The following is a 12,210-nucleotide window of genomic DNA, read 5'->3' as shown; positions in this document are numbered from 1 at the left end:
GAGCGCCGTGTGCCATGCGTCTTCAGTTACATGACGGCCCCAACCTGCCAGGGCACGAATTCGTTATCGCCATAGTTGTACAACTCGCTCGCAGTCTTGCGGCCGGAGGCCGCATCAAGGATCGTCTGGAAGATCCGCTCGCCCACCTGCTCGACGGTCTCGTCGCCGGTGACGATCGTGCCACAGTTGATGTCCATATCTTCCTGCATTCGCTCGTACATGGGCGTGTTGGTGGCGAGCTTCAGCGATGGCGCCGGCTTGAAGCCTGAGACCGAGCCGCGCCCCGTCGTGAAGCAGATGATGTTGCAGCCACCGGCGACCTGCCCCGTGACCGCCACGGGATCGTAGCCCGGCGTATCCATGAATACGAAGCCGCTTTCGTCGATCTTTTCAGCATATTCATAGACGGCATTGAGGCGGGACATTCCACCCTTGGCGACAGCTCCGAGAGACTTCTCCAGAATAGTCGTCAGCCCACCGGCCTTGTTGCCATGCGAGGGATTGTTGTTGAGCTCGGCTTTGCCGCGCTCCGCATAGTCACGCCACCATTCGATGCGTTCCAGCAGCTTTTTGGCAATGTCCGGCGAGGCTGCCCGTCTCGTCAGTAGATGTTCGGCGCCGTAGATCTCGGGGGTTTCTGCCAGGCACGCCGTCCCGCCGTGGCGGACAAGCAGATCCGAGGCGTAGCCGAGAGCCGGGTTGGCCGAGATGCCGGAGTAGCCGTCGGAGCCGCCGCATTCCAGTGCCAGCTTCAGGAGTGAAGCAGGCTGCGCTGTGCGCTTCGCGGCGTTGACCACAGGAAGCATGTCGTCTATGGCGGCTATTGCCTCCTCGATGGTGCGGCGTGTGCCGCCCGTCGCCTGGATCGTCATGGCGCGGAAGGTATCGCCTTCCTTCAGTCCGTGCGCCGCCAAGATGGCAGGGATCTGGTTCGTTTCGCATCCAAGCCCGATCATCACGACACCGCCGACGTTGGGGTGCGTCGCATAGCCCGCAAGCGTTCGCGTCAGGTAGCGATAGCCGTCCTCAAGCGTATTGATCGCACAGCCGCCGGCATGGGTCAGCGCAATAATGCCATCGACGTTGGGAAAATCATCCAGCCGCCCTGGGACCGCGAAATGCGCAGCGACGGCCTTGGAGACAGTGGCCGAACAGTTCACCGACGAAACGATTGCGATGTAATTGCGTGTTCCCGCCAAGCCGCCCGGACGGGCGTAGCCGAGGAAGGTCGCTCGTTGCGAGGCAGGAATGAAGTCCGGCTCGCGGGCGTCCACGCAGAATTCGTGCGACAGTTCGACGTCGCCCATCGCCATGTTATGTGTATGAACATGTTCGCCAATGGCTATGTCGCGGCTGGCAAAGCCGATCACCTGGCCGTACTTGATGACAGCTGCGCCCGCCGGCAGGGCATCTACTGCGACCTTGTGGCCTTGCGTGACACGTGCGGACAGCTGCGCTCCTCCAAGCTCCGGGTAGGGTGCCGGATCGAGCGACACCCGGGCGATGGCGACATTGTCGCGAGCGTTGAGCAGCAACAGAGGAGACGTGGTGGTGAATGCCGTCATGTCAGCTGTCTTTCTTTTCAAACAGGGAAATCTTGTCTTCGTACATGTTCGACATGACCGCGAAGGACGAATCGAGATGAATGCGCATGGCGAGTTCCGCTTGGTCGGCGCTGCGGTTCTGTAGTGCTCGCACAATAGCTTCATGCTGCTCGGTCACCATGGCCAGGTGACCTGGAACGGGCGCGCTGAGCTGGCGCATCCGGTCCAGGTGGACCTTTGCCAGCGTGATGAACTTCCATATCCGCGGAAATCTGCTGATGCCGGCAATCGTGCTGTGCAGTGCATCATCTGCGTCGAGATAGAGTTCGAGTGTATTGCGCTCGAGAAGCATCCGCATGTCGGCGACGATGGCGTTAAGCGCTTCGACGTCGTGGTCATTGATAAGTATCGCGGCTTTGCGAACGCTTTCAATCTCGAGCGCGCGCCGGATGACGAATCCCTCCTCCGCGACTGCATAGGAGATGCGGCTCACATAGGTTCCGGAATGCGGGAAGATATCGACGAGCCCTTCGTCGGCCAGACGTTGCAGGGCCTCGCGCACAGGAGTCCGCGACACGCCGAACTCGCTGCACAGGTCCTTCTCCAAGATTACAGCACCCGGTTGCATTTGTAGGTGGACGATTGCTTGCCGCAACATCCCATATATCTGTTCGGCCTTCGGAATCGGTCTCATTTCAGCTCAGCTCTGCTCTAAATTGCGGAAAACTAACGCAAATGTTGAATTTAGACAATCTGAAGATTTCTCGTTGACAGGCGGATCATCATCTGCCTTTTATAACTCATATATTAGTTGGCGGCGCAAGAGAAAAGTTTGCGTTAGCGCAACGGAGGAGAAAATCACCTCGCTAAAGGGGTGAATTTCAAAACGTAGGCATGAGGGCGGCGCGATGCAGAGCCCTGCGAACACGGCTGAAGCCGGCGCAATGTAGTTTGCGCCGTCTTGCCGCGCAGGTCTTTCGCGTCCTCTCGCAACAGGACAACGGCAGTCGCATGGCAACCATCAACTACCTCACTCGTATCGAATTCGATGAAGGCGCGATCGCCCGCCTGCCGGCGCTTCTCAGCGAGCTCGGCGTGAAACGCCCGCTGATCGCCACCGATCGCGGCTTGGTCGCGACAGGGCTAGTAGAGCGGGTCGTCGGCTTGTTCGAGAAGCCGCCGGTTATCTTTGACGGCACGCCCGCTAATCCGGCCGAAGATGCGGTCAGTGCTGCCTATGCGATGTACGTCGATCAGGACTGCGACAGCATTGTCGGCCTCGGCGGCGGCTCTTCGCTCGACCTTGCCAAGGCTGTTCGCTTGCTGAGCGGTCACGAAGGGCCCTTGGCGCAATATACTGCTGTCGAAGGCGGTGCGTCGCGCATTCATGGCCGTATTTGTCCGATGATCGCCGTTCCGACTACATCGGGAACCGGGTCGGAAGTCGGTCGCGCTGCCGTCATCATCACGGCGGAAGGACGCAAGCTTGGTATTCTCAGTGGTCATATGTTGCCGTCGATTGCACTTTGCGATCCTGAATTGACGTACGGACTTCCGCCATTCCTGACTGCGGCGACAGGCATGGACGCGCTGTCGCATTGCCTCGAAACGTATATGGCACCATCCGTCAATCCGCCCGCGGAGGCAATCGCCCTGGATGGATTGAAGCGCGGCCTGCCCGCCATCCGCGTTGCTGTAGCCAACGGTAAGGATCGCGGCGCTCGCTGGGACATGATGATGGCGGCGCTCGAAGGCGCGATGGCTTTCCAGAAGGGGCTGGGTGCCGTTCACGCCTTGACACATCCATTGGGCGCGATCCGCGAACTCAACCTTCACCACGGTACATTGAATGCGGTGTTGATGCCGGCTGTGCTGCGGTTCAACCGCGAGGTCATCGGCGCCAAATGGACTGTTCTGTCCGACATCCTCGGCGGCACTCCGGATGAAGCGATCGCAAAACTCAACCGCGATATTGGTATGCCCTCGGGCCTGGAGGCAATGGGCGTGACAGAGGCAATGATGGAGAAGGTTTCTCATGAGGCGCTCAAGGATCATTGCCATGCGACCAATCCGCGTCGCGCGACGCAGCAAGAATATCTGCAGCTACTTCGCGAATCGCGCTGAGCGCGATCGCTAATGCGAAATGTCCGGGCGGTTCCGGCCATAGTTAGGGGAGGTGTCTAATGTCTGATGTTGAAACAGGTTCGAAGGACCAGGAGTCTTTTCTCGCCGGATTGAAACTTACGCGTCGCGGTGTGCTCAGCGCTGGCGCGGCGATGACTGTAGCCGCGGCGCTCAGCCGTCCGAAGTTCGCCTACGCACAGGACCTGCAATTCTGTGCGTCGCTTGGCTGGACCGTGTGGGAATCCGGCCGGCATATCGTCAACGGCTACAAGGATGCCGTCGAGCGTCTCGGCGGCACCTTGACCATTGCCGACGCCAATTACGACGTAAAGAAGCAGGCGGATCAGATCGCTGCCTTCGTGGCATCGAAGCCGGCCGCCATCTTCATCACACCGGCCGATGCCGCCGCAATCTCGCCCGCCGTGCAGGCTGCGGTCGCTTCCGGCATCCCGATCTTCTGTGGTGACAGCTACGTTCCGAACACGACGGTCACGTCGACCGCAATGTCGAACAATTTCGGCCTTGGTGCTGCCGGCGCTGAATACATTGCGAAGCGGCTGGACGGCAAGGGCAATGTTGCCATCGTCAGCCTTCCCTCGAACGAGTCCTGGGATCAGCGTACACTCGGCGCCAAGTCTGTCTTCGTTCGCTTTCCGGATATCAAGGTCGTTTCGGAGATTGCCTTCGCGCTCGGTGGGACGACCACACCGCGTCAGGTCGTCGATAACATTCTGACGGCCAATCCCGAACTCGACGCGATCTGGTGCGCCTGGGATGGCGCTGCCTCCGAGGGAACGCTGGCCATTCGTGCTGCCGGTCGCAAGACCTTTATCACCGGCATCGACGGCGGGAAGCAGTCCTTCGAATACATCAAGGCGGGTTCGCCCTTCGCGTTGACCATGGCGCAGAGCTTCTACGAGATGGCCTACATGAACGCGTTCTATGCTCATGAAGTGGTGGCCGGCCGCAAGGCGCCGCGTTTCGTGATCACGCCGTCTTACGCCGTCAGCCAGGACAGCCTGAAGGATCTGGCCGAGATTCCAGATACTTACGACAAGCCCGGTGAAGCCCTGAAACTTGGATGGGCGCGCGCGCTTTAAACCACACTTCCGTCAGGCGGGCCGGTTCGAAGATCGGCCCGTCATGATCAAAATGCGGTGGCCCTGACATTGGGCAGTCGCCGAGGGATTCGAGATAAACAATGGCAACCGTGCTGAGCATGCGGCAGATCGAAAAACGTTTCGGTGTCGTCAAGGCGCTCGACAGCGTCAATTTCGAGCTTGAAAGAGGGGAGATCCACGCTCTCCTCGGCGTCAACGGCGCCGGTAAGTCGACGCTGATCAAAATCCTTTCCGGCGTTTATACGAAGGATTCCGGGACAATCGACATCGATGGCCGCTCCGTCGAAATCGGCACACCGGCAGCCGCGATCGACTGTGGCATCGCTTCGGTGCAACAGCATCCGGAGCTGGTGAACGATTTCACCGGCGTCGAGAACATCTTTCTCGGCCAGGAAGCCGGTAAAACCGGCCTTGCCGGACGCGTCAACCGAAAGTCAATGCGCCTTGCCGCCCAGACCTTGCTCAAGCGCTTTCCGATTGAGATCGATCTTGATGTCCGCGTCGGTGAAATGCCTGCCGTCGATCGTGAAATTGTCGCGGTCCTGCATGCACTTCGCCGCGACGACATCCGTATTCTCATTCTGGACGAGCCGACGTCGACGTTGACCGAGCGCGAGAAAGCCTCGCTGTTTCAGCTGATGCGGACGCTGAAGGCAGCCGGCATTGCGATTATCTACATCACGCATCGTCTCGAAGAGGTCTTCGAGATCGCGGACCGGTTCACGGTGTTTCGCGGCGGTCGCAATGTCGCGACCTTGACTGCTCGCGAAGCAAGCGAACGGAATATTTCCATTCCCGAACTGATGCTGGACGAAAAGACCGGCGATATCTTCCCTCCCAGGGCAAGCGAGGCGGGCGGTGAAGTGATGATGCAGGTTGAGGGCCTCGAAAAGCGTGGCTTGTTTTCCGGCGTCTCCTTCACGCTCCGCCGCGGTGAGATTCTCGGCATCTTCGGCCTCGTCGGTTCCGGCGTAGATGAACTGTCGAAGGCGTTGTTTGGTGTCATCAGGCCCGAGGCTGGAACGATCAGCATGAAGGGCGAAAAGGTGGTTCTCAGGGACCCGCACGATGCGTTGAAACGTGGCATTTTTCTCGTGCCCGGCGATCGTCGTACGGAAGGACTGACACTGACAAAGGACGTTGTGTTCAACACGACGCTCGCGCATCTGGGCAAGGCATCCTGGCTCGGCGGACTGCTGAAATTCGGAAGAAACCGCAAGGTTGCAGAGGATCTGGCCAAGCGGGTGGCGTTGCAGCCGCCGAAACTCGACCGGCCGGCCAGTGCGTTTTCAGGCGGCAACCAGCAAAAGATCGTCATCGCCAAGGGCCTTTATCGGGATTCCCAAATCTACATTTTCGTCGAACCGACCGTCGGCGTCGATATCGGTGCTCGGGCAACGCTTTACGCGCTGATGCGTGAGCTTTCGAAAAAGGCTGGTGTGCTCGTCATCTCGTCGGATTGTGATGAGGTTCATGGCATCGCCGACCGCACAATCGCGCTCTACAAGGGCCGGCCGATGACGGCACCGGATATGGCCCCGACGCGCGACCAGCTTCTTGCCGCCGGAATTATGGGAGTAAGATCATGACGGAAGCACTCAAGCTGCCACCGATCATCCTTAGGCTTTGTGCCTTTCTCGGCCTGCTTGCCGTCATCGCCGGCGTGTTCCAGTTTTTCGCGCCGGCCTATCTCAGCAACGCCAACCTTCACGCGCTGCTGCGGCACATGTCGGTCAATGGTCTGGCGGCGATCGGGCTTACCTTTGTGATTGTGGTCCGCCATTTCGACCTTTCCTTTCCGGGCGTCGCCTCTCTCGGCGCGATGACGCTCGGCTGGTTGCTGTCTATGGGCCATGGACTTGGGGTCTCGATCGGCGGCGGCATTGCCGTCGGCGTACTGGCGGGTGTCATCAACGGCACGGCGGTCGCCTATTTTCGGCTGCCCGACATCGTCACGACGATTGCCACCGGCGGCGTGGCCGTCGGTTTGTCCTATTTCTACAGCAACGGCACGTCTATCTCCGAGAATTTCTTCATGTCGGGCATTCTGGATCTCAACGACGCCAAGGTGCTGACGCTCGATATGCCGGTTGTCATCTTGATCTGTTCGGCCGTGATCGCCGGCGTGATACTGCATGCCTCGCGCTACGGACGCTCGTTTTATGCGACCGGCGAGAACAAGCTGTCGGCAATCTTCTCGGGTATACGCGTCAAGGCCTATATCCTCACAGCCTTTGCCCTATGCGGTGCATCGGCCTGTCTGGCCATCACGCTGCTGGTCGCGTCCTCTGGCGCCGCCAACGTGACTGCGGGCAGCCAGTTGCTTATGCCGGCCTTTGCAGCGGTGTACCTCGGCGCGGCGCTGTTTGGCGCTCCGTCCATACCGGCCACGCTGGCAGGCACCTTGCTGATGTCGGCGATGCTCAACGGCTTCACCCTGCTGGCAATCCCCTACTACTACAGCGACGCGATTGTCAGCACCGTGCTGATTGGCGCGATCGCAATATTCGACCCCAAATTGACGGCGATGCTGACGGGCGTGTTCAGCGGCCGAACGACGGCACGCTGAGGGAGACACGAGGATGACCGTTTTGACAGACAACGTCAGAGACCATCGCCAGCGCGCCGACCTGCAGACCGTCATGGTCCGCTACGGACTGTTCTTCCTGCTCGCGGCCACCTTTGTCATGTTTGCCTGGCTCAGGCCCACCTTCGTCAGCGCTGGCAACATCAATGACATGATGCGCTCGGCTTCTATCGCTGCCATCATGTTTCTTGGTCTGACCTGGATCGTGGCTGCCGGCGAGATCGACGTCAGCTTCATGTCGGTGGCAGCCCTTGCCAACATGTTGGTCGCCGGTCTTGTGCAGGCTGGTTACGGTTGGCCGGTCGCCAGTTTCGGTGGCCTTGCCGTTGGCATAGTCTTCGGTCTCGTCAACGGTGGACTGGTTGCAGTTTTTCGCCTCCCGGCATTGGTGATCACCATCGCCACCGGCGGCCTTGCCGGATCGATCGCAGCGGCGATCGGTCTCGGGACATCGATCGCCTTGCCTTCCACTGGGTTCGTCGGTGCCGCACTTTCGACCAACATTGGCATCGTGCCGCTTGTTGCTATCGTGGTGATCGCGCTCTACGCCCTCGCATACTTCATTCAGGAGCATCTGACGTTTGGCCATTATCTCTATGCGATGGAGCAGAACCGCGCCGCCGTCGTTGAGGCGGGCGTTCCGGTCAACCGGATCCTCTTTCTTCTCTACATCCTCTCGGGCGTCGCTTCCTCCATTGCCGGCATCCTGCTGACCGCCGACCTGTCGTCTGGCCAGCCCTATATTGGTGGCTCCTACTTTATCGATGGTCTGACCGCGGTGCTTTTGGGCGGCATGGCTTTGAAATACGGCAAGCCGAACGTCATCGGAACCATGGCGGCGGTGCTCTTGCTTGCGGCTTTGCTCAGCGGCGCGGCGCTGCTCGGCTGGACAGATTCACAACGGCAGATCGTGCGCGGCATGCTCCTGCTTTGCGGCGTTGCCTTTGTCGTCTGGGCTCGCCGCAAGAACCGCGCGCATCTCTGATCAATCAGGAAGAACAAGCATGAACATCAAAGCAAATACCACGAGAGCGGTTGGAAAGACCGGTGCAACAGTCACGGCGCTTGGTATTGGCAGCGCTCCTCTGGGAGGCCTCTACGCCAAGGTTGCGACGAGCGATGCGGTCGAAATGCTTGAGGCCGCCTGGGACGCCGGCATTCGCTATTTCGATACTGCGCCGATGTATGGCAACGGCCGTTCGGAGCATCTTGTCGGCCAGGTGCTGCGCGAAAAGGAAGAGCCCTTTACGGTTAGCACCAAAGTCGGCCGACTGATGACCATCGCCCGTGCCGGTCGTGAGCTGCCACCCGAGCCACCCAAGAACCCGCTCGATCCCGGCTGGTGGAACGGGCTGCCGTTCCGCGAGGTCTTCGACTACTCCTACGATGGCATCATGCGCAGCTTCGATGACAGCCAGCAGCGGTTGGGGCTTACCGCGCCCGACATCCTCTATGTCCACGACATTGGACGCGTCACGCATGCTGAGCTGCATGATCACCATTGGGGCGCTCTCACGAAAGGCGGTGGCTTCAAGGCGTTGACTGAACTGCGGGCCGCCGGAAACATCAAGGGGTTCGGCCTCGGCGTCAACGAATGGCAGATCATCCGCGATGCACTCGATGAGGCAGATCTCGACTGCAGCATGCTGGCCGGACGTTACACGCTGCTCGATCAGGATGCCGAGCGCGACTTTCTGCCGATCGCCGAGAAGCGCGGAATGGCACTGGTTGTAGCCGGAGTCTACAACTCCGGTATTCTCGCTTCGACGACCGGCCGCCACAAATTCAACTACGCCGATGCGCCCGCGGACGTCATCGCCCGCGCCGACCGTCTACGTGTGGTTTGCGAGCGCTTCGACACGCCATTGCCGGCCGCTGCCATTCAGTTCCCGATGCGTCACGCCGCGACAACCTGCGTCGTGATCGGGGCGAAAACTGCAGCTCAGCTGCGCACGAACGTCGAATGGTTCGAACGCGATATCCCGGCCGACCTTTGGACGACCCTTCAAAACGAAGGCCTGATCGGCGCCTGACAGGTTCTTAAGCTTCATTAGGATTGAGAGACAAAACATGCTGAAAAATATCCACCCGCTTTTGACCGGCGAACTTCTTGCCGTGCTGGACGACATGGGTCACGGCAATGAGATCGCCATCGTCGATGCGAATTTCCCGGCCGCCGCCAACGCCCAGCGGCTGATCGAGATCCCCGGCATCAACGCCACGGACATTCTCGACGCCGTTCTGACCGTTTTCCCTCTTGACGATTTCGTCGAGCAGCCGGTGGGTTACATGCGGGCGCCGGGCGAGGCCCTGCCGATCTACGCGCAGTTCGAGACTTCGGTTGAAAAGGGCGAGGGGCGCAAGCTTGCTCTGCAAGCCATGGAGCCCGGAGAGTTTTCAGAGCGGGCGGCGAATGCCTACGCCATCATCTCCTCTGGAGAGCGCCGGTTGTATGGCAACATCTTGCTGCGCAAGGGTGTCGTTCGCGACTGACTCTGCGCGCATCCAAGGGAGGGATCTATGCTCGACAGCCACCAGCATTTCTGGAAGGTCGAACGCGATGATTACGGCTGGCTTACGCCTGACGTCGGGTCGATCTACCGCGATTTTATGCCAGATGACTTGCGACAGGAATTGCGCCGCGCCGGCGTGACCAGGACGATCCTTGTCCAGGCAGCAGAGACGGAGGCCGAAACCGATTTCCTTCTCGCTGTCGCGGCGCAGACGGATTTTGTTGCCGGTGTCGTAGGTTGGCTCGACCTCGATTCCGAAGGTTTTGCCGAACGTCTTGCACACTACCGGCGCAACCCGCTGTTCGTCGGCATCCGGCCGATGTTGCAAGGCCTTGAGAACGACGATTTCATTGTTCGTCCACAGGTGCTGAAAAGCCTGAAGGCGATCGCCGGATCCGGTTTGCCGTTCGACATCCTCACCTTCACACGGCATTTGCCATTCGTCGTGCGTGCGCTGGAAGAAACACCTGGGCTGCGTGCGGTGGTCGATCACATATCAAAGCCCGAGATCTCGGCCGGCAAGCTCGATCCTTGGCGGGAGCATATTCGACAAGTGGCAGCCTTCCCAGGCGTCTCTTGCAAGATATCGGGCATGGTCACCGAGGCATCGGCCGATTGGTCGGCTGACGACTTCCAGCCTTATGTCGATCACGTCATTTCGGTCTTCGGTGAAGATAGGCTGATGTTCGGCAGCGACTGGCCCGTATGCACGCTGGCCGCCAGCCACGCCGAGGTCTGCAATCTCGCGCGCACGACGTTGGCGCGACATCTCGGTCCTGCTGGCCTGGAAAAAGTCTTCGAAACCAACGCGGCCCGCTTCTACGGCGTGTAGCCCGTTGCCCGTGAATGGGCGCATCACAAAAATTGGAAGAGTAATGTCACTGCACCAGAATCTCATCGCCGGCGAATGGGTTGGCTCCGACGGATCCGACAATATCAACCCTTCGAATACCCAGGACGTGGTCGGCGTTTATGCCCGCGCAGGGGCGGACGACGTTGCGCAGGCGATTGCCGCCGCCAAGGCCGCTTTCCCGGCCTGGTCGCGCTCCGGCATCTGGGAACGCCACGTCATCCTTAAAAAGGCCGGCGACGAGATCATGGCCCGCAAGGACGAACTCGGCGCGCTGCTCGCCCGCGAAGAGGGCAAGACGCTTCCGGAAGCCGTCGGCGAAACCATCCGCGCCAGCCAGATCTTCGAATTCTTCGCAGGCGAAGTCCTGCGCCTTGCCGGCGAGACCATTCCTTCGGTTCGTCCGAACATCGGCGTCGAGATCACCCGCGACCCGCTCGGCGTCATCAGCATCATCACGCCCTGGAACTTCCCGATCGCCATTCCGGCCTGGAAGATCGCGCCGGCTGTGGCTTATGGCAACACCATCGTGTTCAAGCCGGCCGATCTGGTGCCGGGCTGTGCCTGGGCGATCGTCGATATCCTTCACCGCGCCGGCCTGCCGAAGGGCGTCCTGAACCTCGTCATGGGCAAGGGCTCGGTCGTCGGCCAAGCCATGCTCGACAGCCCCGATGTCGCCGGCATCACCTTTACCGGCTCCACCGGCACCGGAAAGCGCGTCGCTGCCGCATCGCTTGAGCATAACCGCAAGTTCCAGCTGGAAATGGGCGGCAAGAACCCGATGGTCGTTCTCGACGACGCCGACCTCAATGTCGCGGTCGAAGCAGCCGCCAATTCCGGCTTCTTCTCGACCGGCCAGCGCTGCACGGCGTCCTCGCGCCTGATCGTCACCGAAGGCATCCACGACAAGTTCGTGGCAGCGCTTACGGCCAAGCTTGAGACGCTTATCGTCGACAACGCCATGAAATCAGGCACGCATATCGGCCCCGTGGTCGATGAGAAGCAGCTGAAGACCGACACCGACTATATTGAGATCGGCAAAAAGGAAGGCGCCAAGCTCGCCTTCGGCGGTGAGCTTCTGAAGCGCGACACGCCCGGCTTCTATCTGCAGCCGACGCTGTTTACCGAAGCCACCAACCAGATGCGCATCTCTCGCGAAGAGATCTTCGGACCCGTCGTCTCGGTCATCCGCGTCAAGGATTACGAAGAGGCGCTGGCGACGGCCAACGACACGCCGTTCGGCCTATCGTCAGGTATCGCGACGACCAGCCTCAAGCATGCGACGCACTTCAAGCGCAACGCCGAGGCCGGCATGGTGATGGTCAACCTGCCGACGGCCGGCGTCGATTTCCACGTTCCGTTTGGTGGCCGCAAGGGCTCTTCCTACGGCCCGCGCGAGCAAGGCAAGTACGCCGCTGAATTCTACACATCCGTCAAGACCAGCTACACGCTGGCCTGATCGTCGGCAGTT

At 60.1% G+C, this 12,210-nt stretch carries 11 protein-coding genes; 9 read left to right on the top strand and 2 right to left on the bottom strand.

The features are described from left to right. Positions 1-26: 26 nt before the first annotated feature. Positions 27-1,565, bottom strand: a complete 1,539-nt coding sequence (locus tag ACODTZ_RS06370; protein ID WP_489024584.1) for a UxaA family hydrolase — start codon at positions 1,563-1,565, stop codon at positions 27-29. A 1-nt stretch (position 1,566) separates the two neighbouring features. Beyond that, positions 1,567-2,238, bottom strand: a complete 672-nt coding sequence (locus ACODTZ_RS06365) for a GntR family transcriptional regulator (protein WP_489024583.1) — start codon at positions 2,236-2,238, stop codon at positions 1,567-1,569. A gap of 317 nt (positions 2,239-2,555) precedes the next feature. Between ACODTZ_RS06365 and ACODTZ_RS06360 the strand changes: the two genes are divergently transcribed. The 9 genes from ACODTZ_RS06360 to ACODTZ_RS06320 all read left to right on the top strand — a co-directional run bounded on the left by ACODTZ_RS06360 (position 2,556) and on the right by ACODTZ_RS06320 (position 12,198). Then, complete coding sequence (locus ACODTZ_RS06360; protein ID WP_489024581.1) at positions 2,556-3,668, top strand: iron-containing alcohol dehydrogenase; 1,113 nt, start codon at positions 2,556-2,558, stop codon at positions 3,666-3,668. A 59-nt stretch (positions 3,669-3,727) separates the two neighbouring features. Next, positions 3,728-4,768, top strand: a complete 1,041-nt coding sequence (locus tag ACODTZ_RS06355; RefSeq protein ID WP_489024580.1) for a sugar ABC transporter substrate-binding protein — start codon at positions 3,728-3,730, stop codon at positions 4,766-4,768. Between the two features lie 101 nt (positions 4,769-4,869). Beyond that, the gene (locus tag ACODTZ_RS06350; RefSeq protein WP_489024578.1) at positions 4,870-6,378 is read left to right on the top strand and encodes a sugar ABC transporter ATP-binding protein; all 1,509 of its coding nucleotides are present in this window, start codon (positions 4,870-4,872) and stop codon (positions 6,376-6,378) included. After that, complete coding sequence (locus ACODTZ_RS06345; RefSeq protein ID WP_489024576.1) at positions 6,375-7,358, top strand: ABC transporter permease; 984 nt, start codon at positions 6,375-6,377, stop codon at positions 7,356-7,358. Before ACODTZ_RS06350 ends, ACODTZ_RS06345 begins: the two co-directional genes overlap by 4 nt. Before the next feature lie 13 nt (positions 7,359-7,371). After that, positions 7,372-8,361 (top strand): ABC transporter permease, encoded by a 990-nt coding sequence (locus ACODTZ_RS06340; protein WP_489024575.1) that lies wholly within the window; start codon positions 7,372-7,374, stop codon positions 8,359-8,361. Positions 8,362-8,380: 19 nt separating this feature from the next. Beyond that, positions 8,381-9,409, top strand: coding sequence for an aldo/keto reductase (locus ACODTZ_RS06335; protein WP_489024574.1), 1,029 nt, complete (start codon positions 8,381-8,383; stop codon positions 9,407-9,409). Positions 9,410-9,446: 37 nt separating this feature from the next. After that, positions 9,447-9,869: an RbsD/FucU family protein gene (locus tag ACODTZ_RS06330; RefSeq protein ID WP_489024573.1), complete on the top strand. Its 423-nt coding sequence runs from the start codon at positions 9,447-9,449 to the stop codon at positions 9,867-9,869. Positions 9,870-9,896: 27 nt separating this feature from the next. Continuing rightward, a complete protein-coding gene (locus tag ACODTZ_RS06325) occupies positions 9,897-10,721 on the top strand; it encodes an amidohydrolase family protein (protein WP_489024572.1) in 825 nt (274 codons plus the stop codon). Positions 10,722-10,764: 43 nt separating this feature from the next. Beyond that, a complete protein-coding gene (locus ACODTZ_RS06320; RefSeq protein WP_489024571.1) occupies positions 10,765-12,198 on the top strand; it encodes an aldehyde dehydrogenase family protein in 1,434 nt (477 codons plus the stop codon). Positions 12,199-12,210 lie beyond the last annotated feature (12 nt).

Source organism: Rhizobium sp. FG113, from assembly GCF_057809895.1.
This window is presented reverse-complemented; position numbering and strand designations above follow the sequence as displayed.